This window comes from Azospirillum thiophilum (genome assembly GCF_001305595.1).
Lineage (GTDB): Bacteria > Pseudomonadota > Alphaproteobacteria > Azospirillales > Azospirillaceae > Azospirillum > Azospirillum thiophilum.
Genome location: NZ_CP012401.1, coordinates 2,637,177 through 2,662,505 on the forward strand (window position 1 = coordinate 2,637,177; position 25,329 = coordinate 2,662,505).

The 25,329-nt window shown below is 67.6% G+C and carries 27 protein-coding genes; 4 read left to right on the forward strand and 23 right to left on the reverse strand.

What is annotated here, in order from left to right; translation table 11 throughout:
- Positions 1–87: 87 nt before the first annotated feature.
- Positions 88–915 carry a universal stress protein gene (locus tag AL072_RS12155; protein WP_045580105.1) on the forward strand — a complete coding sequence of 276 codons (828 nt, stop codon included), beginning with the start codon at positions 88–90 and terminating at the stop codon, positions 913–915.
- A gap of 65 nt (positions 916–980) precedes the next feature.
- Here AL072_RS12155 and AL072_RS12160 read toward each other — a convergent pair whose 3' ends face one another.
- The 14 genes from AL072_RS12160 to AL072_RS12225 form a co-directional block, all read right to left on the reverse strand.
- The gene (locus AL072_RS12160; RefSeq protein ID WP_045580104.1) at positions 981–1,793 is read right to left on the reverse strand and encodes an inositol monophosphatase family protein; all 813 of its coding nucleotides are present in this window, start codon (positions 1,791–1,793) and stop codon (positions 981–983) included.
- 117 nt (positions 1,794–1,910) lie between these two features.
- Complete coding sequence (locus AL072_RS35980; protein WP_281178635.1) at positions 1,911–2,402, reverse strand: hypothetical protein; 492 nt, start codon at positions 2,400–2,402, stop codon at positions 1,911–1,913.
- A 210-nt stretch (positions 2,403–2,612) separates the two neighbouring features.
- Positions 2,613–2,921 carry a hypothetical protein gene (locus AL072_RS12170; RefSeq protein ID WP_045580102.1) on the reverse strand — a complete coding sequence of 103 codons (309 nt, stop codon included), beginning with the start codon at positions 2,919–2,921 and terminating at the stop codon, positions 2,613–2,615.
- A 147-nt stretch (positions 2,922–3,068) separates the two neighbouring features.
- Positions 3,069–4,361, reverse strand: a complete 1,293-nt coding sequence (gene hflX, locus AL072_RS12175) for a GTPase HflX (protein WP_082108947.1) — start codon at positions 4,359–4,361, stop codon at positions 3,069–3,071.
- A 52-nt stretch (positions 4,362–4,413) separates the two neighbouring features.
- Positions 4,414–4,662: an RNA chaperone Hfq gene (gene hfq / locus AL072_RS12180; RefSeq protein WP_012974114.1), complete on the reverse strand. Its 249-nt coding sequence runs from the start codon at positions 4,660–4,662 to the stop codon at positions 4,414–4,416.
- 63 nt (positions 4,663–4,725) lie between these two features.
- Complete coding sequence (locus tag AL072_RS12185) at positions 4,726–5,454, reverse strand: HAD family hydrolase (RefSeq protein ID WP_045580100.1); 729 nt, start codon at positions 5,452–5,454, stop codon at positions 4,726–4,728.
- 39 nt (positions 5,455–5,493) lie between these two features.
- Positions 5,494–5,937 carry a type II toxin-antitoxin system VapC family toxin gene (locus AL072_RS12190; protein WP_245636675.1) on the reverse strand — a complete coding sequence of 148 codons (444 nt, stop codon included), beginning with the start codon at positions 5,935–5,937 and terminating at the stop codon, positions 5,494–5,496.
- Positions 5,909–6,178 (reverse strand): type II toxin-antitoxin system Phd/YefM family antitoxin, encoded by a 270-nt coding sequence (locus AL072_RS12195; protein ID WP_045580099.1) that lies wholly within the window; start codon positions 6,176–6,178, stop codon positions 5,909–5,911. Before AL072_RS12195 ends, AL072_RS12190 begins: the two co-directional genes overlap by 29 nt.
- A gap of 66 nt (positions 6,179–6,244) precedes the next feature.
- Complete coding sequence (ntrX, locus tag AL072_RS12200; protein ID WP_045580098.1) at positions 6,245–7,645, reverse strand: nitrogen assimilation response regulator NtrX; 1,401 nt, start codon at positions 7,643–7,645, stop codon at positions 6,245–6,247.
- Positions 7,635–9,965 (reverse strand): sensor histidine kinase NtrY-like, encoded by a 2,331-nt coding sequence (locus tag AL072_RS12205; RefSeq protein ID WP_045580097.1) that lies wholly within the window; start codon positions 9,963–9,965, stop codon positions 7,635–7,637. Before AL072_RS12205 ends, ntrX begins: the two co-directional genes overlap by 11 nt.
- Before the next feature lie 205 nt (positions 9,966–10,170).
- On the reverse strand, positions 10,171–11,616 hold the full coding sequence (ntrC, locus tag AL072_RS12210; protein WP_045580096.1) for a nitrogen regulation protein NR(I): 1,446 nt from the start codon (positions 11,614–11,616) through the stop codon (positions 10,171–10,173).
- Positions 11,616–12,833, reverse strand: coding sequence for a two-component system sensor histidine kinase NtrB (locus AL072_RS12215; protein WP_045580095.1), 1,218 nt, complete (start codon positions 12,831–12,833; stop codon positions 11,616–11,618). Before AL072_RS12215 ends, ntrC begins: the two co-directional genes overlap by 1 nt.
- Before the next feature lie 14 nt (positions 12,834–12,847).
- A complete protein-coding gene (gene dusB / locus AL072_RS12220; RefSeq protein ID WP_045580094.1) occupies positions 12,848–13,834 on the reverse strand; it encodes a tRNA dihydrouridine synthase DusB in 987 nt (328 codons plus the stop codon).
- A 225-nt stretch (positions 13,835–14,059) separates the two neighbouring features.
- Positions 14,060–14,890 (reverse strand): cytochrome C assembly family protein, encoded by an 831-nt coding sequence (locus tag AL072_RS12225; protein WP_045580093.1) that lies wholly within the window; start codon positions 14,888–14,890, stop codon positions 14,060–14,062.
- A gap of 167 nt (positions 14,891–15,057) precedes the next feature.
- Here AL072_RS12225 and AL072_RS12230 point away from each other — a divergent pair, with 167 nt between their 5' ends.
- From AL072_RS12230 to AL072_RS12240, 3 genes are read left to right on the forward strand one after another with little or no spacing between them, the layout of a single operon-like run.
- Positions 15,058–16,230 carry a bifunctional 2-C-methyl-D-erythritol 4-phosphate cytidylyltransferase/2-C-methyl-D-erythritol 2,4-cyclodiphosphate synthase gene (locus AL072_RS12230; protein ID WP_144428203.1) on the forward strand — a complete coding sequence of 391 codons (1,173 nt, stop codon included), beginning with the start codon at positions 15,058–15,060 and terminating at the stop codon, positions 16,228–16,230.
- 37 nt (positions 16,231–16,267) lie between these two features.
- Complete coding sequence (locus tag AL072_RS12235) at positions 16,268–16,771, forward strand: CinA family protein (RefSeq protein WP_045580092.1); 504 nt, start codon at positions 16,268–16,270, stop codon at positions 16,769–16,771.
- Between the two features lie 43 nt (positions 16,772–16,814).
- Complete coding sequence (locus AL072_RS12240) at positions 16,815–17,003, forward strand: 4-oxalocrotonate tautomerase (RefSeq protein WP_045580091.1); 189 nt, start codon at positions 16,815–16,817, stop codon at positions 17,001–17,003.
- A gap of 33 nt (positions 17,004–17,036) precedes the next feature.
- On the opposite strand, the gene AL072_RS12245 is transcribed toward AL072_RS12240, so the two are convergent.
- The 9 genes from AL072_RS12245 to AL072_RS12285 all read right to left on the reverse strand — a co-directional run bounded on the left by AL072_RS12245 (position 17,037) and on the right by AL072_RS12285 (position 25,266).
- Positions 17,037–17,492 (reverse strand): type II toxin-antitoxin system RatA family toxin, encoded by a 456-nt coding sequence (locus AL072_RS12245; protein ID WP_045580090.1) that lies wholly within the window; start codon positions 17,490–17,492, stop codon positions 17,037–17,039.
- A gap of 35 nt (positions 17,493–17,527) precedes the next feature.
- Positions 17,528–18,484, reverse strand: coding sequence for a lipoyl synthase (gene lipA / locus AL072_RS12250; RefSeq protein ID WP_045580089.1), 957 nt, complete (start codon positions 18,482–18,484; stop codon positions 17,528–17,530).
- Between the two features lie 64 nt (positions 18,485–18,548).
- A complete protein-coding gene (locus AL072_RS12255; RefSeq protein WP_045580088.1) occupies positions 18,549–19,034 on the reverse strand; it encodes a DUF29 domain-containing protein in 486 nt (161 codons plus the stop codon).
- A gap of 43 nt (positions 19,035–19,077) precedes the next feature.
- Positions 19,078–20,475, reverse strand: coding sequence for a dihydrolipoyl dehydrogenase (gene lpdA, locus AL072_RS12260; RefSeq protein WP_045580087.1), 1,398 nt, complete (start codon positions 20,473–20,475; stop codon positions 19,078–19,080).
- Between the two features lie 15 nt (positions 20,476–20,490).
- Positions 20,491–20,793 carry a chorismate mutase gene (locus AL072_RS12265; RefSeq protein ID WP_045580086.1) on the reverse strand — a complete coding sequence of 101 codons (303 nt, stop codon included), beginning with the start codon at positions 20,791–20,793 and terminating at the stop codon, positions 20,491–20,493.
- A gap of 19 nt (positions 20,794–20,812) precedes the next feature.
- Complete coding sequence (locus AL072_RS12270; protein ID WP_045580085.1) at positions 20,813–22,141, reverse strand: pyruvate dehydrogenase complex dihydrolipoamide acetyltransferase; 1,329 nt, start codon at positions 22,139–22,141, stop codon at positions 20,813–20,815.
- 16 nt (positions 22,142–22,157) lie between these two features.
- Positions 22,158–23,552, reverse strand: coding sequence for a pyruvate dehydrogenase complex E1 component subunit beta (locus AL072_RS12275; RefSeq protein WP_045580084.1), 1,395 nt, complete (start codon positions 23,550–23,552; stop codon positions 22,158–22,160).
- Positions 23,553–23,687: 135 nt separating this feature from the next.
- On the reverse strand, positions 23,688–24,707 hold the full coding sequence (gene pdhA / locus AL072_RS12280) for a pyruvate dehydrogenase (acetyl-transferring) E1 component subunit alpha (RefSeq protein WP_200909754.1): 1,020 nt from the start codon (positions 24,705–24,707) through the stop codon (positions 23,688–23,690).
- A gap of 193 nt (positions 24,708–24,900) precedes the next feature.
- Positions 24,901–25,266 (reverse strand): FtsB family cell division protein, encoded by a 366-nt coding sequence (locus tag AL072_RS12285; RefSeq protein WP_342669575.1) that lies wholly within the window; start codon positions 25,264–25,266, stop codon positions 24,901–24,903.
- Between the last annotated feature and the right edge of the window lie 63 nt (positions 25,267–25,329).

Consider the following 25,329-nt stretch of genomic DNA (forward strand, 5'->3'; position numbering starts at 1 on the left):
CCGCTCCGCTGCCGCATGGCAGCCATGGGGCAAAGGACGGCAGGCGGTCGGAAAAGACGGCCGGAAAAAGACGGGAGACGCCGGGAAATGCAGATCAAGACCATCCTGCTGCACATGGCCAACGACGACGCCCACGCCGGCCGCCTTGCCGTCGCCGTGGCGCTGGCCAAGCGCTTTTCCGCGCATATCCAGGCGCTCTACATCGCCACCCCGGTGTCGATGCCGGCGGGCGCCACCGGCCGCGCCGCCTCCTACGGCTTCATGGCGGAGGCCACCGCCATCGCCCATGAGAATGCCGAACGGATCGAGCGGGAAGTGCGCCAGGCGTTGGACGGCCTGTCCTATGATTGGTCGGTCGAGGAGGGCGACCATGTCGAGTTGCTGACGGAACGGGCCTCCTACGCCGATCTGGTCGTGGTGGCGCAATCGGCCGCCGTGCGCGCGGGGGAGCGGGTGTCGCTGCACCACATCCCCGACCGCCTGCCGCTGGAGACCGGCACCCCGGTGCTGGTCCTGCCGCCCGGCCTGCCGGCCACCGCCCCGATCGGCCGCAATGCCCTGATCGCCTGGAAGAACAGCCGCGAATCGGCCTGCGCCGTTCGCGCCGCCATGCCCTTCCTGGAGACGGCCGAGTCCGTCATCGTCCTCTGCGTCGACCCGCCCGGCCAGCGCACCAGCGAAGCGGCGGCCCTCGTCGAGTGGCTGCACCGACACGGCATCACCGCCCGACCGCAATCGGTCATCGCGTCCGGCGGCGAGGTCGGCGACATGATCCTGTCCTGCTGCGCCGACCAGGGCGCCGACCTGCTGGTGATGGGCGCCTACGGCCATTCCCGTCTGCGCGAACTGGTTCTGGGCGGCGCCACCCGCTCCGTGCTGGAAGGGCTGTCACTGCCGGCGCTGCTGTCTCACTGACGAACCGGGCGAGGGAGCAAGAGGGCAAGAGGGCCAGTGGGGCGACCGCCCCCTCCGGCCTTTGCTCAACCGAACAGCTGCCCGTGCAGTGCCTGCCAACTGTCCCGGTCGGGCGCCAGCAGGATGCTGCCCTTCAGCAGGCCGGGCCGGTAAGGCGTCCCGTCGATCAGTGCCGAATGGCCGCCGGCCTCGGCATGCATCAGCACGCCGGCCGCATGATCCCACGGCATCAGCCGGTGATAGAGCGAGTAGTGCGCCCGGCCGTCCAGCAGCCGCAGATACTCCTGCGCGGCGCTCGACAGGCAGACACGCTCGCCCAGCCCGCTGCTGCGCTCCTCCAGCCGCCGCCCCATCTCCTCGCCGCAGAAGCGGGTGGACAGCGCGCCGGTCATCTGCGGCAGCGGCACCGCGGGCGCAACATGGACCCGGCGTCCGTCGAGCAAGGCGCCCTGCCCCTTCACCGCGGTCGCCATCCGCCCGTCGACCGGATCGTGAATCCAGCCGGCCAGCGTCTCGCCCTTGCAGGCGAGGGCGACGATCACCGCGAACATCGGCCGTCCCTGGGCGAAATTGATGGTGCCGTCCACCGGGTCGACGATCCAGACCGGGTCGTCGCCATGGATGCGGTCGAGCACGCGTTCGTCCTCCGATGCCGCCTCCTCGCCGATCACCCGGCTGCCGGGCAGCAGTGCCGACAGTGCCGGGGTCAGCGCCCGTTCCGCAGCCTCGTCCGCCAGGGTGACGAGATCGGTCGGCCCGGTCTTCTCCCGGATGCCGGACGCGTCGAGCCTCTGGAAATAGGGCATGATTTCCGTTTGGGCGACGGATCGGATCAGGTCGGAAACCCGGTCGATGTCGGGAAGGGTGAAGCCCGTCATGGTATGCGCTCGCGAAGCTGGGGGGTCGTCGGCATTTTGCCCGCGGACCGGCCGGCGGGCTACCCCGGATTGACCGGAAGCCGGCCATCGAAGCCCGGTGTCGGGCCGGGCTGACGCTCAGCGCTTGGTGGCGGTCGCCGGCTTGCCCGTCGTGCTGTCCAGCTTCAGCGTCGGATCACCGCCGCCGGGGTTGGTCAGCATCACCTTGCCGTCGAGGCCGCTGTCCTTCAGCGCCTTCGACAGCGCGTCGAAGGTGGCGCGGTCGGCGGCTGCCGCGGCGGCCTCCTTGGCCGGATCGGACGGCGGGGGCGGCACCGGACCGCCCTGCGCCGGCTCGCGCGGGGCCTTCGGGTCGAAAGGCGGCGGGGGCGGCGGGGCGGTGGCTGTGTCCTTTTCCGGCTCCGGCGGGGGAGGTGGCGGCGGGGGCGGCTGCCACAGCCGGAAGCAGTCGGTGAAGGCCTGCTGCTTGCACTCCTTCAGCAACTCGGCAGCGTCCGGCGCCACGACCACCGGCTCGTCGGGCGCCACCGGCAACGGTTCGGGCGGCGGCGGCAGGGGGTCTTCCGGCGGAACGTCGGGCTCCTCGACATAGCCGGGCGGAAGCGGCATTCCCGGATGCGGCGGTTCGGCCCCCGCCGGCAATGCAAATGCCAGCAACACCGGCAGCGCCGGCAACAGGCGGCCGGCACCGGTGAGGACGGAACGAAGGGGGAAACGGAGCAAGACGGAACCGCGGCGATGACGAACGGCCCATTATGGCCGCCGACGCCTGTGCCGTCATCAATCAAGCATGTGTCAAATCACCATCCCGTCTGGCGGTCAGGCTGCGGCACGGTGGGTATCGCCGCTGTAGGCACCGCAGCCGCGGCGGCCTTCGCCATAGCCCCAGGCGGCGAGCTCATGGCAGATCGCGCCGATCTTCGCCGCTTCGTCGGGATTGGCTTCCTGCTCCGCCGCGGCTTCGATCAGGTGCATCAGGGCCGCCCGTCCATCCGGCGTGCGCGAAAGCTCCTGCAACCTCAGCAGGGCGGCCCCCGGCGGCAACTTCTCCTGGCGGGCCACCAGGGTAACCTGATCGGCGAGGAAGGCCGTGATCGAAAAGCACGATGGGTCGGTTTGCAACCGCATTGGCAGTCCTCCTGACGGGAGCGCATCGCTCCGTTCCCATAATCGGGCGCCAAGAAGGAAATCACCACGCCGCATTCGTCGTAAGACGGGAGTGGGGTGCAACAGGTCATAGCCTTGAGTTGCACCCCTTTCCGTTCGGCGGACCGTCTAATGCGCCGCCGAGGAGGGCGCCGCGGAGTCCGGGGGCGGCTGGAACCGCTTCTCGAACCGCGCAAGGTCGGCCGGGTCGAGGGAGACGTGCAGATGCGCCCGCTCCTCGTCGTCCCGGCGCTCCAGCACCTCGCCCTTGTCGTAGAGCCAGGCGAGCGCCGCACCGTCGCCAAGCTCGACCGACAGGTCGACCACCTGCCGGTTGACGTTCATCCGCTGGTCCAGCAGGCGGTCGAGGTCGTCGATCCCCTCGCCGGACAGGGCGGACACCGCGACCGCACGCGGATTGCGCCCGGTCTGGGCCATCACCGCCGCGCGGCTTTCGCCGTCCAGCGCGTCGATCTTGTTCAGCACCTCGATCACCCGGTCGTCGGTTTCCGGGTCGATGCCCATGTCGGACAGCACCTCATGGACGTCGGCCTTCTGGGCCTCGCTGTCGATGTGGGCGATGTCGCGGACATGCAGGATGATGTCGGCGGCGTCCACCTCCTCCAGCGTGGCGCGGAAGGCGGCTACGAGGCCGTGCGGCAGATCGGAGATGAAGCCGACCGTGTCCGACAGGATCACCTTGCGCCCAGACGGCAGCGTCACCTGCCGCATGGTGGGGTCGAGCGTGGCGAACAGCAGGTTCTGGGCGAAGACGTCGGCGTTCGCCAACCGGTTGAACAGCGTCGATTTGCCGGCATTGGTATAGCCGACCAGCGCCACCACCGGGTAAGGCACCTTGGCCCGCGCCTTGCGGTGCAGGCCGCGGGTGCGCCGCACCTCTTCCAGTTCCTTCTTGATCTTGATGATGCGGTCGCCGATCAGGCGGCGGTCAAGCTCAAGCTGGGATTCGCCGGGGCCGCCGAGGAAGCCGAAGCCGCCACGCTGGCGTTCAAGGTGGGTCCAGGATCGCACGAGCCGCGATTTCTGGTAAGTCAGCGACGCCAGCTCGACCTGGAGCATGCCTTCCCGCGTGCGGGCGCGGGCGCCGAAGATCTCCAGGATCAGGCCGGTGCGGTCGATGACCTTCGCCTTCAGCGCCCGTTCCAGGTTGCGCTGCTGCACCGGCGACAGGGCGTGGTCGAGGACGACCAGCGTCGCCTCGGTCTCCTCCACCACTTGGGCCAGCTGCTCCACCGTGCCGGAACCGAGCAGGGTCGATGGCTGCGGCCGGTTCACCTTGGCGCATTCGGCATGGACGACGTCCAGCTCGATCGCCTGGGCAAGACCGACCGCTTCCTCGAGCCGGGATTCGGGAGGACGCATGTCCCCGTCCGCCTCGTTGCGGAGGACGGGGTGGACCACGATGGCCCGCGCGGCGCCTTCCGGGGCCGCGCCGTTGCCATTGGTCAAGGGATCAGACGCTTTCACCTTCCTTGGGCGGCTCGAAAAGTTGAATGGGATGGGCTGGCATGACCGTCGAGATCGCGTGCTTGTAGACGAGCTGGGAATGCGCGTCGCGCCGCAGAAGTACCGAGAAGTTGTCGAACCAAGTGATGATGCCCTGGAGTTTCACGCCGTTCACGAGAAAGACGGTTACGGGAGTCTTGTTCTTACGGACGTGGTTCAGAAACACGTCCTGCACATTTTGGCTTTTTTCAGACATTTTTCATGCCCCCTTCTTCAATGTTCTTGGGACCCCTTGTCTTCAGGCGGTCCGCTCCCCGTTTCACGGTGTAGGTTTGGTGCGCGCAGGTACCGTCTCGACAGCCGTTTGAAGGGATATGGTATCACCATTGCCGTCAACCAAGCCATACAGGACGCCGTGCAGCGCCGTACAGTCGGTGTGGCGATGGACGGGGGGAAACCGGTCGAAGCCGCTCCCCTCGCCAAGCCCTATTAGCACCGGAACGAGACCGGCGCCATGGGCGCATTCCATGTCGATGTCGGCGTCGCCGAGAAACCAGACATCCGGCCCGGGTTCGATCCCCCCCGGTGCCAGCGCCATCCGCACCGGGGCCGGGTGCGGCTTGTCGAACTCGGCGTCCTGCGCGCCGACCAGACGGGAGAAATAGCGGGTCCAGCCCAGCGCCTCGGCCTCGGTCCGCAGGAACTTGCCGTTCTTGTTGGAGACCACCGCCTGATAGACGCCGCGCTCGTGGAAATGGGCCAGCAGCGCCTCGGCGCCGGGCAGCGGCCGAAGCCCCTCCAGATGGTGTTCGGCGAAATAGCCGTAGAAGAGATCACGTGCGTCGGTCCAGCGCTCGCCGAAGATGCGCGGGAAGCTGTCGCGCAACGACTGCTTGATCCGCTCCCTCGCCTCCTCGGCGGTCCAGGGATCCAGGCCGAACGACACCAGCGCATGGTTCAGCGCCGCGCGCACGGTGTCCCAGTTGCTGACCAGGGTGTTGTCCCAATCATAGAGGACGGCGCGCGGCAGGGTGATGGGGACAGACAAGACGATACTCCGGCGATGTCGCGGATTGGAGGATGGGTGTCAGCAGGCGACCACCTGAACGGCATCCGTCGAGGCGGCGAAGTCATGGATCAGCCTGTCCCGGGTCATCAGCGGAATGGCGAGTTCCCGCGCGGTGGCGATCAGCATCCGGTCCGCCGGATCGCCATGCAGCGGTTCCGGCAAGCTCGATGCACCGAGCGCGGCGGCGACCGACAGCGGCACGCTGCGCAGCCCGGCGCCGGCGAGGAAGCGCTGCATCCAGGCGGACGGATCGAGGTCCAGACGGATCCGGCCTTTGCGGACCAGCGTCCCGATCTCCCACGCCGAAATGGTGGAGACCAGAACTCCGCCCGCCATCCTCTCCTCCTCGATCCGCTCGCGAGCCGCCGGAATGATCTCGATCCCGGCATCGAGCCAGAGGATTGCATGGGTGTCGAGCAGGATCATGTTGCGGTCACCGATGCAGGATCCCGCCTTCGGCATCGAAGATCTCGTCTTCGGATGTGGGGCGCGTCAGATCGTAATCTCCCACCACCGCGGCGGACCCCGGATGGGCACCGAACAGCGGCGGCAATGTCCGGTCGGGGGGATTCAATTCCGCAACCGGCCGCCCATGGCGGGTCACCACGATCTTGCCGACGCGGCGATCCTCAAGATCGTCGAACAGCGACAGGCATTTCGCCTTGAACTCGGTCACGCTGACCGTAACCACGGGCAAGCTCATCCCAAGCCCCTCCGCAAAACTGGTCATTCTCATATGACCAGTTTTGCGGAGGGATTCAAGCCGTACTCACTCGATGAACATCTTCCCCTTCTCGCTGCCATGCACGCCGAGCGACTTCAGCTTGCGGTGCAGGGCGGAGCGCTCCATCCCGACGAAGGACGCGGTGCGCGAGATGTTGCCGCCGAAGCGGGTGACCTGGGCCAGCAGATATTCGCGCTCGAACACCTCGCGCGCCTCGCGCAGCGGCAGGCCCATGATCTCGCCGCCCTTGTCCCATTTCAGCACGGTCGGGGTGATGGCGCCGATTTCGGGCGGCAGGGTGTCGGCGCGGATCGGCTCCTTGGGGTCGCCATGGGCCATGATCAGCAGCCAGTCGACCACGTTGCGCAGCTGGCGCACATTGCCCGGCCAGTCATAGGCCTGGAGCGCCGCCATCGCATCCTCGCCGAACTCGCGGACCGGCAGGCCCGACGCCTCGGCGGACCGCTGCATGAAATGGCGGGCCAGGACGGGAATGTCCTCGCGCCGTTCGGCCAGCGACGGCACGCGGATCGGCACCACCGACAGGCGGTAGAACAGATCCTGGCGGAAGCGTCCCTGCTCGATCTCGGCCTGGAGGTCGCGGTTGGAGGTCGCGATCACCCGGACGTCGACCTCGACCCGCTGGCCGCCGCCGACCCGCTCGAACACCTGCTCCTGCAGGGCGCGCACGATCTTGCCCTGGGTTTCCAGCGGCATGTCGGCGACCTCGTCCAGCAGCAACGTGCCGCCATGGGCCTGCTCGAAGGTGCCGATCTTGCGGCCGGGACCGTCGACACCGGCCTCGGTGCCGAACAGCTCCATCTCCAGCCGCTCCGGCCGCATGGTGGCGCAGTTCAGCCCGACGAAGGGACCGCCGGCCCGGCGCGAGCGGGCATGGATCAGGCGGGCGACCACCTCCTTGCCGGCGCCGGGAGGGCCGGAGATCAGCACCCGGCTGCCGGTGGGCGCCACCTTGTCGATCGACTGCTTGACCTGATTGACCGCCGAGGACCGGCCGATCAGTTCGGCGTCGCCACCGGCGCGCAGCTTCAGCTCCTGGTTCTCGCGCTTCAGCCGGGCCGACTCGATGGCGCGGTCGACCATCAGCAGCAGCCGGTCGGCCTTGAACGGCTTCTCGATGAAGTCGTAGGCGCCGACCTTGATCGCCTGGACCGCGGTCTCGATGTTGCCATGGCCCGAGATCATGATGACCGGCAGGTTGCCATGGTCCCGCATCAGCTGTTCCAGGATCTGCAGGCCGTCCAGCCGGCTGCCCTGCAACCAGATGTCGAGCACGACGAGGCTCGGCCGGCGAGCCGCCACTTGGGCGAAGGCCTGATCGGCGTCGGCGGCCTCGCGGGTCTTGATGCCTTCGTCGTTCAGGATGCCGGCGATCAGCATCCGGATATCAGCTTCGTCGTCGACGATCAGAATGTCATGCGCCATGGGCTTCGTGCCTCATCTCTCCGCCGGTCTCCGCCGGCCTGTCATCGCGTCCGCCCGCGTCCGCCTTCACGTCCGCCACGGCCGCAACCGGGTGTGGAACGACCAGCGTCACCCGCGCCCCGGTCCCGCCTTCGCGGTCCTCCAGGGTCAGCATGCCGCCATGGTCCTCCATGATCTTCTTGACGATGGCGAGCCCCAGGCCGGTGCCCTTGGCCCGCGTCGTCACATAGGGTTCGGTCAGCCGGTCGCGCTGCTCGCCGCCGGGCAGCCCCCTGCCATTGTCCTCGACGGTGACGACGACCCTCTCGCCGTCATCCTCCACCGCGATCGACACCTCGCCGGGCGGCAGCTCGCCGCCCTCGGCGGGAGGCGTCCGGCCCTCGATGGCATCGGCGGCGTTCTGCAGCAGATTGGTCAGCGCCTGCGAGATCTGGCGGCTGTCGCAGGCCACCGTCAGCGGCCCCTGCGGCAATCGCGTCTCGAAGCGGATCTTCCCGCTGTGCGCGCTCGATTGCAGGAACACTGCCTGGCGGACCAGATCGTTGATGTTGACCGGCTTCATCACCGGTTGCGGCATCCGCGCGAAGGCGGAGAACTCGTCCACCATGCGGCGGATATCGTCGACCTGCCGCACGATGGTGTCGGTGCACATGGTGAAGACCTCCGTGTCGCTGGAGATCTCCTTCAGGTACTTGCGGCGCAGCCGTTCGGCCGAGAGCTGGATCGGCGTCAGCGGATTCTTGATCTCGTGCGCGATGCGGCGGGCCACGTCGGCCCAGGCCGCCTTACGCTGCGCCGAGACCAGCTCGGTGATGTCGTCGAAGGTGACGACATAGCCGCGGACGTCGCCGCCGCGCACCTCCGCCGCGATGCGGACCAGCAGGGTCAGCGTCGGCTTGCCCGGCCGGCGGATCTGGATCTGGTCCTGCACGACCCGGCCCGGCCTCTTCGGCGCGTTCTCCAGCAGGTCGCCCATGTCGGGCAGCAGCTCGACCAGCGGCATCCCGACCATCCGGTCGGGATCCTCCTCGTCCAGCAGGCGGGCGGCGGACAGGTTGGGCAGGTTGATGACCCCGTCGGCGTCCAACCCGAGCACGCCGGCCGATACGCCGGACAGCACCGTCTCGGTGAAGCGGCGCCGCTCGTCGAGCAGACGGTTGGTCGACAGCAGCTCCCGGCGCTGGCCCTCGATCTCGGTGGTCATGCGGTTGAAGGCGCGCGACAGCAGGACGAACTCGTCCTCGCCCGGCGGCTCGGAGACACGGACGGTCAGGTCGCCGGCCCGCACCCGCTCCGCCGCGCCGATCAGCGCGCTGATCGGACGGACCAGCCGGGTGGCGAAGTTCAGTCCGGCCCACACCGCCGCCAGCAGCAGCAGCATCGCCACCACCAGGAAGATCAGGGTGAAGGTGACCTGGAGGCTGCCGCGCTGGTTCTCCAGCGCCGTGTATTCCTTGACCGCCCCTTCCGCCGAGGCCATGTGCTGCAGCACCCGCGGCTCGACCATGCGGCCGACATAGAGGAAGGTGTCGGAGACCCGGTCCAGGCTGACCAGCGCGCGGACACGGTCGTCGGTCTCCTTGACGATCAGCGCGACCTCGCCGTTGCGGGCCTGCTGGACCTTCTCCTCCGGGATCGGCTCGAACTCCAGGGTGAAGGTATAGCCGGCGCGGGCGACGATTGCACCGGTGGTGCCGTTGAAGACGATGGCTTCCGACAGGGTGCGCAGCATCGCCTGGGTGGCGACGACCTGCTCGAACCGCTCGGGATCGCTGGAGAAACGCGCCTCCTGCGACAGGTCGTTGGCCATCGCCAGCGCGTCGGCCCGGATGTTCTGCTGATGCTCGTGCAGATAGGCGCTGGCGACCACCAGGGATTCGTTCACCGCGGTGCGCACGCGTTCGCTGAACCAGCTCTGCACGCCGACATAGAAGAACAGGGTGGAGAAGACCGTCATGATGATTGCCGGCGCCACCGCCAGCAGGCTGAACACCAGCACCAGCCGGGTGTGCAGCCGCGACCCCGCCAGCCCGCGGCGCCGCCCGATCAGGATCGCCACGATGCGCCGGGCGATCAGCACGCCCAGCGTCAGCAGGATGGCGAGGTCGAGCGTCAGCAGCAGCGTGACGGTGCGCGGGTTTGCCTGTCCGAAGGGCGCGCTTTCGGTCATCGCCGCATAGGTGGCGAAGCCCGCGGCCAGTGCGGCCAGCGACAGGGCAAAGGCGAGCCGCTTGCCCAGGCCGACCCGCCGGGACCATAGGAAAATCTTCTGCCAAACCGGCACGAGGCCGGGCGGTGCGTTGTCGGAAATCGAGGGCATGGTCCGGCGCTGATCTGTTGCCGGAAAGATACACCTCTGTTGCGGCTCTGCCAAGCCGCAATGGCTCTGCCTTTCGGACAGGGACCGCTATGCCGGCCGTTGGACGCCGTGCACGCCGCCGCCCGCCCCGTCCGCGCCAGGGCTGTGTCACAATTTTGGCACGGACGGGTTGCAGCAGAACAGGCGGACGGGCGCGATGCCGCCGCTATTTGATCCCGCGCATCACCTGGATGTCGAGATCGCGGATCTTCTTGCGCAGGGTGTTGCGGTTCAGACCCAGCAGTTGCGCCGCCTTGATCTGGTTGCCGCGGGTCGCCGACAGGCTGAGCGAGATCAGCGGCCGCTCGATCTCGCGCAACACCCGGTCATAGAGGCCGTTGGACGGCATGCCGTCCTTGTGCGCGGCGAAATAGTCGCGCAGGTGCCGCTCGACGGCCGAGGACAGCCCCTCGCTCTGCGGTTCCTCCACCGGTTGGGCAGCGGGGGCGGCGTCGGCCAGCTCGGCCTCGATCACGTCCAGCCCGATGACCTCCTGCGAATAGAGCGCAGCCAGCCGGCGGACGAGGTTTTCCAGCTCGCGGACATTGCCTGGCCAGCGATAGCGCTTCAGCCGGTCCATCGCCGCCTGGTCGATGCTCTTGGCCGGAAGCCCCTGGTTGATGCCGATGTTGAGGAAATGGCGGACCAGCAGCGGGATGTCCTCCGTCCGCTCGCGCAGCGGCGGCAGGCGGATCGGCACCACGCACAGCCGGTAGAACAGATCCTCGCGGAAAAGGCCCTGGCGGATCAGGGTGCGCAGGTCGCGGTGGGTGGCGGCGATGATGCGCACGTCGGTTTTGATCGCGGTGCGGCCGCCGACCGTGGTGTATTCGCCCTCCTGCAGCACGCGCAACAGCCGGGTCTGGGCATCCAGCGGCATGTCGCCGATCTCGTCCAGGAACAGGGTGCCGCCCTGCGCCTGCTCGAACCGGCCGGTCGACCGGTTGGTGGCGCCGGTGAAGGCGCCCTTCTCATGGCCGAACAGTTCGGATTCGATCAGTTCGCGCGGGATGGCCGCCATGTTGATGGCGACGAAGGCGCCGTTCCGCCGCTTGCCGTAATCGTGCAGCGCACGCGCCACCAGTTCCTTGCCGGTGCCGGACTCGCCGGTGATCATCACCGTCAGGTCTGTCCCCATCAGGCGGGCGAGAACGCGGTAGATTTCCTGCATCGCCGGCGACCGGCCGATCAGGGGAAGCTGTTCCTCGCTCTCCTGATCGCCTCCGGGCATCGCCGCCGGCGGATTGTTGGCGTTCAGCGCCCGTTCGACGACCGACACCAGTTCCTTCAGGTCGAAGGGCTTGGGCAGGTACTCGAAGGCCCCGCGTTCCGCCGCCTTGACCGCGGTGATCAGCGTGTTCTGCGCGCTCATCACGATGACGCGCAGTTCGGGCCGCAGCTTCTTGATGCGCGGGATCAGGTCCAGGCCGTTTTCGTCGGGCATCACCACGTCGGTGATGACCAGATCCCCCTGCCCGTCGGCCACCCAGCGCCACAGGGTCGAGGCGTTGCCGGTGGTGCGCACCTCGTGTCCGAGGCGGGCCAGCGCTTGCGTCAGGACGGTGCGGATGGCGCGATCGTCATCCGCGATGAGAATGGTCGCCGCGCTCATCAACGATTCCCCCGGCCGCCTCTGGTCTGCGGGCCAGCGTCGAAGATCGCCCGGTCCTCGGAGATCGTAGCGTCCTCGGAAATCTTCGGGTCGTCGAACTTGGAATCATCATACATCGGCAGCGACACCTTGAAGACAGTCCGGCGAGGCTGGCTGTCGAACTCTATGGTTCCGCCATGGTCGCCTATGAGTTTCGCCACCAATGCAAGACCAAGGCCAGTCCCGTTCACCTTGCTGGTCACGAAGGGATCGAACAGGTTCGACTGCAGGTCTTCCGGAATCCCGTCGCCATTATCCTGCACCGTCACCAGCAGCGGCAGGTGCCGGCGCACGTCGCCGCCCGGCAGCGCCATCCGCACCCCATGCTGATAGGAGGTGGTCAGCGTGATCTCGCCGCCCGATTCCGGTGCAGCCTCTGCCGCATTTTTAACCAGATTCAGGAAAACCTGCACAAGTTGGTCGCGATTGCCGTAAACAGGAGGCAACGACGGGTCGTAGCGCTCAACAAAGCGTATTTTTCGGGCAAAGCCGCTCTGGGCGACCTTGCGGACATGCTCGAGCACGGTGTGGATGTTCACCGCGGCGCGCTCCAGCGGCCGTTCGTCGGAGAACACCTCCATCCGGTTGACCAGCGCCACGATGCGGTCGGCCTCGTCGCAGATCAGGCGGGTCAGCATGCGGTCCTGGTCGCTGGCATTCTCCTCCAGCAACTGGGCAGCGCCGCGGATGCCCGACAGCGGGTTCTTCACCTCGTGCGCCAGCATCGCCGCCATGGCGGTGACCGAGCGCGCGGCGTGCCGGTGAGTCAGCGAATGGTCGATCTTGCGGGCCAGCGACCGCTCATGGATGGTCAGCACCACATGGTCGGCCGGGTCGCCCATGGTCGCCACCTGGACCGTCACATGGTGCGGGCCGATGCGCGGCGTGTCGATGATGACGGCGTCCTGCGACACGCGCCGGCTGCCGCGGCGCACCTGCTCGATCAGGCCCATCACCGGGCTGTCGGGCGGCAGCAGGTCGGGCAGCGGCATGCCCTCCATGGCGTTGGCGGACAGGTCGAAGAACTCCTGGCCCTCCAGGTTGACGAAACGGATTTCGCCGTTTCCATCGACCACGAGAACCGGATCAGGCAGGCTGTTCAGCACCACCAGGGACTCCAGCCGGGGCGACCGCGCAGCGGCTGACCGGGTCCGGCCGCGCTGGGTCCGGGCGGTCATGGGAACTGGTTCCATCAGGCGGCCATCCTTTCGATTGCCGGTTCGTAGAAGGCACGGATGCACGCGCGCACCGCGTCGGGATCGCCCAGCCGGTTGACCTCCTGCCGGAACTCGTTGGAGCCGCGGAGGCCGGTCGAATACCAGGAGACATGCTTGCGGGCGACCTTGATGCCGCCGTCGCTGCCGTAATGGCTCAGCATGCCGTCGAAATGCTCCAGCAGGATGTCCATCCGCTCGTGCAGCGGCGGGTCGGGCAGCCTCTCCCCGGTGCGCAGGTAATGCATGACCTGCGACGGGAACCAGGGCCGGCCATAGCTGCCGCGGCCGATCATCACGCCGTCGGCGCCGGATTCGATGCGCGCGCGGTCCACCGCCTCGAAGCTGTCGATGTCGCCGTTCACCACCACGGGGATCGACACCGCCTCCTTCACAGGACGGACGGCGGTCCAGTCGGCGGTGCCGGTGTAGAACTGCATGCGGGTGCGGCCATGGACCGTCACCATCCTGATGCCGGCCTCCTCGGCGATCCGGGCGAGCCGCGGGGCGTTGAGGTTGGTCTCGTCCCAACCCAGGCGCATCTTCAGCGTCACCGGAATGCTGACGGCCTTCACCACCGCCTCCAGGATGCGGCCGGCCAGCGCCTCGTCCCGCATCAGCGACGAGCCGGCATGGCCGTTGACCACCTTCTTGACCGGGCAGCCGAAATTGATGTCGACGATTGCGGCGCCGCGGTCCTCGTTCAGCTTCGCCGCCTCGGCCATCACCTCGGGCTCGCAGCCGGCGAGCTGGACGGCCATCGGGAATTCTTCCGGTTCGGTCTCCACCATGCGCAGGGTCTGGCGGTTCTCGCGGATCATCGCCTGGCTGGCGATCATCTCCGACACCACGAGGCCGCAGCCGGCGCGCTTCACCAGACGGCGGAACGGCAGGTCGGACACGCCCGACATGGGCGCCAGGATCACCGGTCCGGCGAGCGTGATTGGGCCGATTTGTATGGTCATTCTCACCTGCCCGATTGATGGGCAAAACAACAAAGTGCCAACATTTTAAGCAAGTTATCACGCTGATGTGGCGGTGTGCAAGCGCGAAGCCCGGCGCGAGGCGCGCGGAAAGGCCAAATCCGGCGAAACCCCGATCCTCGCCGCCAATTCAAGCCGCAGCATGACCAATTCTTCGTCAACCGCGCCTTCGGTCCGTCCCAGTCCTCTTGCGCCTCCCCTCCCCTGTCACCCCCAGCTCCATTGCCCGATCAGCACGTTGGAGACGAATTTGACACCGGGATAGGCGAGCGTTGCCAGCAGATAGACGATCAGCATGGTCCGCGCCGCCGTCTTCCCCCGCACGCCGGTCCGGTATTCCGCCAGCAACAGGATGCCGATCACCACGAAGGTCGCGACCGACAGCAGGCTCTTGTGATCGGTGCGGAACAGCCGCCCCTGCTCGAAGAACAGCACCGCCATGCCGGTGGCGAGGCCGGCACCCAGCACCACCTCCGACGCGATCAGCAGCCGCAGCTGCAGCCGCTCGCTCTCCGCCACCGGCGGCAGGAAGCGGCTGAGCGGCGTCGGCCGCTTGGTCTTCAGCGCCCGCGTCTGCAGCACGGCGGCAAGCGAGGCGACCGCGCTCAACGTCAGCAGGGCATAGGTGAAGACCGACACCGCAATGTGCAGGTCGATCCATACGCCGGGCGCGTTGCCGCGCAGGACCGGGGCCGGCGCATCCTCCGTCAGGGTGGCGAACAGGCAGACCACCAGCAGATAGGGCAGCAGCAGCGGCGCCAGCCGCCACGCCGTGCGGTGGAACAGGCTGAGGCCGATGAACAGCATCATGCAGGCGGCGGTCGTCACCCACAGGGCGGTGGAGAAGCCGGTCTGCCACTGTCCGGCGACCTGGAGGATCGCCCACATGCCCGGCCCTGCAGCGGCGAGCAGCAGGGCGCCCCAGAAGGACCAGCCGCGCCCCTCCCCCCCCTGCCCGGCGATGCGGCGATAGGGATAGAAGGCCGCCGGCAACAGGGCCACCAGCGCCGTCAGGCTCAAAAGGATGTTCTGCGACATGGACCCGAACGCGCTCCCGTCTTCCCGCCACGTCATGCCGGCCGCAGCCTTTCGGGGGGCATCGTCCCCGGCAAAACGGCAAGGCTCGGCACTTGGCGGAACCACGGCGACAGGCTAGGCTCCGCGACGTTTCCGTCAAGTGGCTATCATATCTTACGGTTTGTCCCATGCCCACCTGCATCGCGCCCACCTGCATCGCCCTGATCGTCGCCGGCGGCTCCGGCCAGCGGTTCGGAGCCGAACGGCCGAAGCAGTATCTCGACCTCGCCGGCAAGCCGGTGCTGCGCCGGACGGTGGAGGCCTTCCTGAACCATCCGCAGGTCGGCGGCGTGCGCGTGGTGATCGATCCGGCCTGGCGCAACGCCTATGACGCCGCCGTCGCCGGCCTCGGCCTGCCCGATCCGGTGGCCGGCGGTTCCTGTCGCCAGGACTCGGTGCGCAACGGGCTGGAGGCGCTGGCATCCGCAGGTGCTCCCGATCTCGTGCTGATCCACGACGCCGCCCGTCCGCTGATCGCCAATGCCACCATCGGCACGGTGATCGCGGCGCTGGAGACGGCCCAGGGCGCCATCGCCGCGGTGCCGGTCGCCGACACCCTCAAGCGCGGGGCGGGGAGCACCATAACCGGCACGGTCGACCGCGACGGGCTGTGGCGGGCGCAGACTCCGCAGGGCTTCCGCTTCCCCGCCATTCTGGAGGCCCACCGTGCCGCCGCCGGCCTGTCGCTGACCGACGATGCCGCGGTGGCCGAACGCGCCGGGCTGGCCGTCGCCCTGGTGCCGTCCAAGGAGGACAATTTCAAGGTGACAACCCCCGACGATCTGGCCCGCGCCACCCGCAAGCTGATGAGCGACCTCTGGGACGTGCGGACCGGCAGCGGCTTCGACGTCCACCGTTTCACCGACGGCGATTTCGTGACGCTCTGCGGCCTGCGGGTGCCGCACAGCCATGGGCTGGAGGGGCATTCGGACGCCGATGTCGGGCTGCATGCGCTGACCGACGCCATCCTCGGCGCGCTGGCCGCCGGCGACATCGGCAGCCATTTCCCGCCGACCGATCCGCGCTGGCGCGGGGCTGACAGCGCCCGGTTCCTGCGCCACGCCGCCGATCTGGTGGCGGAGCGCGGCGGCGTCATCGCCCATGCCGACGTCACCATCATCTGCGAGCGGCCCAAGGTCGGCCCGCACCGCGCCGCGATGGCCGAGCGCATCGCCCAAATATTGGGCATCGAGACCGGGCGGGTCGGCGTGAAGGCCACCACCACCGAACAGCTCGGATTCACCGGCCGGCGCGAGGGCATCGCAGCGCAAGCCGTGGCGACCATCCGGCTTCCCGGCTAAGCTCCAACTCCACCTACGAAAACCGGGAGAGGCCGTCATGTTTCCCGACACCATCCGCGAACTCGCCGCCCAGACGCTGGCTGAATACGGCCTTGCCGGCTACATGCTGGCGACCGCCGAATCCTGCACCGGCGGGCTGATCGCCGGGGCGCTGACCGACATCGCCGGTTCCTCCAAGGTGGTGGACCGCGGCTTCGTCACCTACACCAACATCGCCAAGACCGAATTGCTGGGCGTGCCGGCCAGCCTGCTGCATGCCCATGGCGCCGTCAGCCCGGAGGTCGCCGTCGCCATGGCGGTGGGCGCGCTGTCGCGGTCGCGGGCCGACGTGACGGTTGCTGTGACCGGGATCGCCGGCCCCGGCGGGGCGACGGAAACCAAGCCGGTGGGCCGGGTCTATGTCGCCACCGCGGTGCGCGGCGGCTCGGCCAAGGCCAAGGAATACACCTTCCCCGGCGACCGCGACGCCGTGCGGATGGCGACCGTCCAGGCGGCGCTGGAGCGGCTGCGGCTGGCCCGGCCCGCGACGAGCCTGCGCTGAAGACCTCCCGACAAGACCTTCACTGAAAACAGGAAGACCCGCGATGCCGACCATCAACATCCAGCTTTTCGAAGGCCGCACCGTCGAACAGAAGCGCGCCTACGCCAAGGCGCTGACCGAGACGACCGTGGCGGTGCTCGGCTGCTCGCCGTCGGCGGTGGAGATCATCTTCCAGGATGTGAAGAAGAGCGACTGGGCCAGCGGTGGCGAGCTGTGGTCCGACAAGACCTGACCGGCCACCGCCACACCGGCACCGGCCGGGGCGTCACGCCGATTGCGTCGCCCCGGCCGGCCCGTAGAGCTGCGCGGCGCGCGTTTCGAAGGCCTGCACCATCCGGCGCACCGCCTCGTTGAACAGCAGCCCCATGATCTTCTGCAGCATCTTCGAGCGGAACTCGAAATCGACGAAGAAGTCGACGCAGCAGCCGCCGGGATGGTCGTTGAAGATCCAGTGGTTGTTCAGGTACTGGAACGGCCCGTCGGTATACTGCACATTGATGCGGCTGCCGGGTTCGTCCAACTCCACCCTCGAGGTGAAGCGTTCGCGGACCATCTTGAATCCGATGATCAGGTCCGCGAACATCACCTCGCCTTCGCGCTTGCGGATCCGGGCCGCCAGGCACCAGGGCAGAAACTCCGGATACTTCTCCACATCGGCGACCAGGTCGTACATTTGCCGGGGCGTGTAGGGAAGAACCTTCTTTTCCGCGTGCGTCGGCATGCCGTTACCACATCCTTGTCAGTGAACCGCCCGCATCAGGCGGCCGCAACCCCCAGCTTGCGCAGCCGGGCCTCGCGCAGCTTCTCGAAATCCGCACCCGCATGGTAGGACGAGCGCGTCAGCGGCGACGACGCCACCAGCAGGAAGCCCTTGCCGCGGCCGACGGTGGTATAACCGTCGAACTCCTCGGGAGTCACGAAGCGATCCACCGCCGCATGCTTGGGCGTCGGCTGGAGATACTGCCCGATCGTCAGAAAGTCCACATCGGCGGAGCGCAGATCGTCCATCACCTGCCCGATCTCCTCCTTCGTCTCGCCCAGACCGACCATCAGGCCGGACTTGGTGAAGATCGTCGGGTCCAGTTCCTTCACCCGCGCCAGCAGCTGCAGCGAGGCGAAGTAGCGCGCACCCGGCCGGATGGTCGGGTAGAGCCGCGGCGCCGTCTCGAGGTTGTGGTTGAACACGTCGGGCTTCGACTCGACCACGATCTCGACCGCGCCCTTCTTCTTCTGGAAGTCGGGGGTCAGGATCTCGATGGTGGTGGTGGGCGACGCGGCGCGCACGGCACGGATGGTGCGGGCGAAATGCTCCGCCCCGCCATCCTCCAGGTCGTCGCGGTCGACCGAGGTGATGACGACGTGGGACAGCTTCAGCTTGCCGACCGCCTCGGCCACATTGTCCGGCTCATGCGGGTCGAGCCGGTCCGGGCGGCCGGTCTCGACGTTGCAGAAGGCGCAGCCGCGGGTGCAGATCGACCCCAGGATCATGAAGGTCGCGTGCTTGTGCTTCCAGCACTCCCCGATGTTGGGGCAGGCAGCCTCTTCGCAGACGGTGTTCAGCTTCAGCCCGCGCATCAGCTGGCGGGTTTCGTTGTATTCCTGGCTCATCGGCGCCTTGACCCGGATCCAGGCCGGTTTGCGCTGGATGGGGTTGTCGGGCTTGTGGGCCTTTTCGGGGTGGCGCAGCTTCTCGGTCTGGTCGACGAGGGTCATGGTCTAAAGCTCCCGACGGCCGACGCGATGCCCCGGCCCCGACTTGTAGATGCGATGAGGATGGTCAAACCCGCCATTCCGGCGGAAACAGCTCGGCCGGATAGGCCGGATCGAGCGCCTGGTCAAGCGTGAAAGCCGGCTCGGCCGGGAAATGGCCGTCCGGGGTATCCGCCTCGTCGGCGGCATCCAGCCGGGCCTTTCGGTAGGTCCTGTCGAACACTGCGGCGATGTAGGGCCGCAAGCTGGGACTGGCGGCGATCTCATCCACCAGCCGGTCACGCTGCTCGCGGATCGTTCGCTGCCAGCCGCGTTCGCACCGCTCACGCAGGTCCGGGCAGAACAGCCACTTCAGCAGATGGGTCAGCAGAACCCGCAAGTGGCTGTCGATCTCGGATTTCTGGCTGCGGCCCATGCCTTCGATCTCCTCGGCGACATTCTCCCAGTCGACCGGGGCATTGTTCCGCTCGGCGCCGGCACGGCGAAGTTCCTGCGCCTGGGCTTGCGTCCAGGCGTAGAAATCCTCGTCATACGCGGCGCTGCTGCGGTCCATGGCTCCGTCCAAAGGGGAAAAACGTCACCTCGGAAAATCCTAGTTAAAAGTGGATCGCCCGGCCATAGGCATCAAGGACCGACTCATGCATCATTTCCGACAGGGTGGGATGCGGGAACACCGTATGCATCAGTTCGGCCTCGGTCAGCTCCGACGTCTTGGCGATGCCGTAGCCCTGGATCAACTCGGTCACTTCCGCGCCGATCATGTGGGCGCCCAGCATCTCGCCGGTCTTGGCGTCGAAGATGGTCTTGATCAGGCCTTCCGGTTCGCCGAGCGCGATCGCCTTGCCGTTGCCGACGAAGGGGAAGCGGCCGACCTTGACCTCATAGCCGGCCTCCTTGGCCTTCTTCTCCGTCAGGCCGACCGAGGCCACCTGCGGGTGCGAATAGGTGCAGCCCGGGATGTTGCGGACGTCCAGCGCATGCGGGTGCTTGCCGGCGATGTGCTCGGCGACGATCACGCCCTCGTGGCTGGCCTTGTGGGCGAGCCAGGGAGCGCCGGTCACGTCGCCGATGGCGTAGACGCCCGGCTCGTCGGTCTGGCACATGCCGTTGGTCTGGATGTGGCCGCGGTCCATCTTGACCTTGGTGTTCTCCAGCCCGAGATTCTCGGTGTTCGGGCTGATGCCGACGGCGACGATGACGCGGTCGACCGTGATGTCCTCGGTCTTGCCGCCGGCCTCGACGGCCACGGTGACGCTGTCGGCGGCCTTGCGCAGGTTGCCGGCCTTGCCGCCGGTGATGATGCGCATGCCCTGCTTCTCGAAGGCCTTGCGGGCCATGCCGGAGATCTCCTCATCCTCCACCGGGAGGATGCGGTCCATCACCTCGACCACGGTGACCTTGGCGCCGAGCGCGTTGTAGAAGCTGGCGAACTCGATGCCGATGGCGCCCGAGCCGATGACCAGCAGCGACTTCGGCATGCGGTCCGGCGTCATCGCCTTGCGGTAGGTCCAGACCAGCTTGCCGTCATCCTCCAGCCCCGGCAGCGTGCGGGCGCGGGCGCCGGTGGCGATGATGATGTGCTTGGCGCCGAAGGTGCCGACCGGGGCCTCGCCCTTGCTCACCGCCACCGTGCCCTTGCCGGCCAGCTTGGCCGAGCCCTCGATCACCGCGACCTTGTTCTTCTTCAGCAGGTGCTTGACGCCGCCGTTCAGCTGGCCGGCGACCTTGCGCGACCGGGCGACGACCTTGTCGAGGTCGAAGGACGGGTTCTGGATGACGAGGCCGTAGTCGGCCGCGTGCTTGGCGAGATGCAGCACCTCGGCCGAGCGCAGCAGCGCCTTGGTCGGGATGCAGCCCCAGTTCAGGCAGATGCCGCCCAGGTTTTCACGCTCGATGACCGCGGTGTGCAGGCCGAGCTGGGCGGCGCGGATCGCCGCCACATAGCCGCCCGGCCCGCCGCCGATGACGATGACGTCGTAATTCATGTCGGCCAAGGGTGTTCTCCCCATTCAGGAGCGAGGCGTTTCCCCGCGGCCGGCGGCAAAGATGCCATCCTCGACCCGGCACGCCTCGTCGATGATCGTCTGGTACAGGGTGGCCATGAAGGCCGGATCGAGGCCATAAGCCAGGCCCGCTTCGGCCGCCCGCCGTTTCACCGCTTCGACGCGGTCGGGTAGGACGGCCGGCAGACCCTCCGCCATCTTCACCGCTGCGACGCGGTGGACGACGGACAGGCGCTTGCCCAGCAACGCGACGATCTCGTCGTCGATGGCGTCGATCTCGGCGCGGAGCGGGGCAAGGCTTTTGGACAAGATCCGGTTCCTTCGGTCGTCAGAGCAGCATCGAGAGCGGATCCTCGAGCAGCTTCTTCACCGCCGCAAGGAATTCCGCACCGACCGCGCCGTCGGCGACGCGATGGTCGAAGGTGCCGGTCAGGCTCATCACCGTGGCGATGGCCAGCGCGCCGTCCTTGACCACCGGGCGCTGCTCGCTGGCGCCGACCGCCAGGATGCAGGCCTGCGGGGGATTGATGATCGCCGCGAACTGCTTCACCCCCATCATGCCCAGGTTGGAGATGGAGATGGTGCCGCCCTGATACTCTTCCGGCTTCAGCGCGTTGTCGCGCGCCTTCTTGGCCAGCGCCTTCATCTCGTTGGAGATGTCGGCCAGCCCCTTGGTCTCCGCCTTCTTGACGATCGGCGTGATCAGGCCGGTCGGGGTCGCCACCGCGACCGACACGTCGGCATGCTTGAACTGCAGCATCGCCTCGTCGGTCCAGGCGGCGTTCAGCGCCGGCACCTTCTTCAGCGCCAGGGCGACCGCCCGGATGATGAAGTCGTTGACCGACAGCTTGTAGGCGTCGGACCGGCCATTCAGATCGGCGCGGATCTTCATCAGCGCGTCGATCTCGACATCCACCGTCAGGTAATAGTCGGGAACGGTGCGCTTCACCTCGCCCAGGCGCTTGGCGATGGTCTTGCGCATGCCGCTGTTGGGTAGGGCGGTGTAGGCCATGCCCAGCTTGTCGGCCAGCGCCTTGGCGTCGATACCCTCCGGCTTGGCGGCCGGAGCTGGCGCCGCGGCGGGAGCGGCCGGGGCGGCGGCCGGAGCCGGAGCGGCGGCGGGTGCAGCCTTGGCCGGGCCGGCGGCCTTGGCGGCCTCGACGTCGGCCTTGACGATGCGGCCGTGCGGGCCGCTGCCCTTGACCGACTTCAGGTCGACGCCGGCCTGTTCGGCGATGCGGCGCGCCAGCGGGCTGGCGAACACGCGTGCGCCGCCGGCAGCCGCCGGAGCCGGAGCTGCGGCGGCCGGAGCGGCTGCAGGCGCCGGGGCGGCGGCCGGAGCCGCAGCAGCCGGAGCCGCCACGGGGGCCGGGGGGGGAGCGGAACCGGCCGAAGCCAGCGCGCTCTCGTCCTCGCCCTCTTCAAGCAGGATGGCGATCGGGGTGTTCACCGCGACGCCCTGGCTGCCGGCCGGGATCAGGATCTTGCCGATGCGGCCTTCATCGACCGCTTCGACTTCCATGGTGGCCTTGTCGGTCTCGATCTCGGCGAGCACGTCGCCGGACTTCACCGTGTCGCCTTCCTTCTTCAGCCACTTGGCGAGGTTGCCCTCGGTCATCGTGGGCGAGAGGGCGGGCATCAGAATCTGAACGGTCATCCTATCAGCCCTCCTCTCAACGATAGCAGGCTTGCTTGGCGGCCTTGACGATGTCGGCGATCTGCGGCAGCGCCATCTTTTCCAGATTGGCGGCGTAGGGCATCGGCACGTCCAGGCCGGCCACGCGGGCAACCGGCGCGTCGAGATAGTCGAACGCCTGTTCCATCATCAGCGCGCACATCTCCGACCCGATGCCGGCGAAGGGCCAGCCCTCCTCGACGGAGACGAGGCGGTTGGTCTTCTTGACGCTGTTGACGATGGTCGCGGTGTCGAGCGGACGGATCGAGCGCAGGTTGATGACCTCCGCGTCGATGCCTTCCTTCGCCAGCTCCTCGGCGGCGGCCAGCGCATGGCCGACCATGATCGAGAAGGCGGTGATCGTCACGTCCTTGCCCTGACGCTCGATCTTGGCCTTGCCGATCGGCAGCACGAACTCCTCGTCCTCCGGAACCTCGAAGCTCTGGCCGTAGAGAATCTCGTTCTCCAGGAAGACCACCGGGTTCGGATCGCGGATCGCCGCCTTCAGCAGGCCCTTGGCATCGGCCGCCGACCAGGGCGAGACGACCTTCAGGCCCGGGCAGTGGGCGTACCAGGAGGCGTAGCACTGCGAATGCTGGGCGCCCACGCGGGCGGCGGCGCCGTTCGGGCCGCGGAAGACGATCGGGCTGCCCATCTGGCCGCCGGACATGTAGAGCGTCTTGGCGGCGGAGTTGATGATGTGGTCGATCGCCTGCATGGCGAAGTTGAAGGTCATGAACTCGACGATCGGCTTAAGCCCCTTGAAGGAGGCGCCGACGCCCAGACCGGCGAAGCCGATCTCGGTGATGGGCGTGTCGATGACGCGGCGCTCGCCGAACTCCTGCAGCAGGCCCTGGGTCACCTTGTAGGCGCCCTGGTACTGCGCGACCTCCTCGCCCATGACGAAGACCTTGTCGTCGCGGCGCATCTCTTCGGCCATCGCGTCGCGCAGGGCCTCGCGTACCGTCTTCTTCACGGTCTTGGCGAAGAACCTGTCCTCGTCCGACTCCGGAGCCGCGACCGGGGCCGCCGGCACGGTCGGCGCCGGGGCGGGAGCCGCTTCGGCGGCGGGCGCCGGGGACGGGACCGGGTTGGCCGGAGCGGCTGCGACCGGGGCGTTGCCGCCCTTGGACAGCGCGCTCTCGTCCTCGCCCTCTTCCAGCAGGATGGCGATGGGGGTGTTCACCGCGACATTGTCGGTGCCTTCCGGCACCAGGATCTTGCCGACGCGGCCTTCATCGACCGCTTCGACTTCCATGGTGGCCTTGTCGGTCTCGATCTCGGCGAGCACGTCGCCGGACTTCACCGCGTCGCCTTCCTTCTTGACCCATTTCGCCAGCTTGCCCTCGGTCATGGTGGGCGACAGGGCCGGCATCAGCACTTCGATCGGCATTCCTCAACCTCCGGCGGCGCGGGGGATAACCGGTTGCCGCTCCCCTCTCGGGGGGAGCTGTTCGGGGGCAACACGTTCCGGCCGGCGCCGCTCCTGCTTATCGTTGACGTCAGGACCAGACGGTGGATTCGACGATCAGGTCTCGACCAGGATGTCGGTCCACAGCTCCGACGGATCGGGCTCGGGGCTCTGCTGCGCGAACTCGGCCGATTCGGTGACGATCGCCTTCACCGCGCGATCGATCTCCTTCAGCTTGTCCTCGTCGGCGTGGCCGCCGGCCAGCAGCTTCGACTTCAGCTGGTCGATGGGATCGGACTCCGACCGCATCTTCTCGACCTCCTCCTTCGTCCGGTACTTGGCCGGATCGGACATGGAGTGGCCGCGGTAGCGGTAGGTCTTCATCTCCAGGATGACCGGGCCGTTGCCGTCGCGGATGTGCTTCACCCACTGGTCGGCGGCGGCCTTCACCTCGAGCACGTCCATCCCGTTGACCTGATAGCCGGGGATGCCGTAGGCGGCGCCGCGCTGGTGCAGCTCGCCGGCCGAGGCGCGCTCCTGCGAGGTGCCCATGGCGTACTTGTTGTTCTCGATGACGAACAGCACCGGCAGCTTCCACAGCGCCGCCATGTTGAAGCTCTCGTACACCTGGCCCTGGTTGATGGCGCCGTCGCCGCAATAGACCGCGGACACGCCGCCGTCGTTGAGGTACTTGTGCGCGAAGGCCAGGCCGGTGCCCAGCGGAACCTGGCCGCCGACGATGCCATGGCCGCCGTAGAAGTTCTTCTCGCGGCTGAACATGTGCATCGAGCCGCCCTTGCCCTTGGAGTAGCCTCCGCGGCGCCCGGTCAGTTCGGCCATCACGCCCTTGGCGTCCATGCCGCAGGCCAGCATGTGGCCATGGTCACGGTAGCTGGTGATGACGGTGTCGCCCTCGTTCAGCGCGGCCTGCACGCCGACCACGACGGCCTCCTGGCCGATGTAGAGATGGCAGAAGCCGCCGATCAGGCCCATGCCGTAGAGCTGGCCCGCCTTCTCCTCGAAGCGGCGGATCAGCAGCATCTCGCGGTAGTAATGAAGAAGCTCTTCGGATGAGACGGCTTGAGCGGGCGCGGTGTCGGTCAGCGCCTTGGTCGGACGGCGTCGGGACGCGGCCATGATTCCTCCCCAGGGTTCATGCGGCAACGGCCTTGAAGCAGCCGGTGCCGCCACGCGTTGCGGGCATGCGAAAGCCCGCACCGGAAGCGAATATGGCGCGCACAGTACACGAGCTTGAATGCTCGCGCAAATATCTGTTTTTGCAGCGCTATTTTCGATTAACCGGTTTTCGGTTAATCGGCTGATTCAACCCTTACTTCTGCATGGCCGCCCCTTCCGGCTCGGCCAGTTTGGGAAGTTTGACGATGACGTCGCGCGGGTTGGAGAAGTTCAGCATCAGCCGCGCCCGCTCCTCCAGCATGTCGCGGTCCAGCCCGTCGCCGCGCAGCAGCTGGGCGCGGCGCTCCATCTCCTCCCGTTCGGTGCGGAGCTGGTTGAGGACCACTTCGGCCTGGGCGATCTCCCCCTGGATCTGCTTCATCGCCACCAGCCCGCGGTCGCCATGGATCGCGTAGTAGGCGAAATAGGCGACCACGCAGGCGCACAGCGCCGGCATGATGGCCTGGCGGATCGCGCTCTTGGCGGCGCGGGCGAGAATATCGGTGAAGTCTGCGATCATCGTCATGGTCCGCCGATGGAATCACAGCGGCTTTCCATGGGTCAAACGAAAAAGATGGAACAG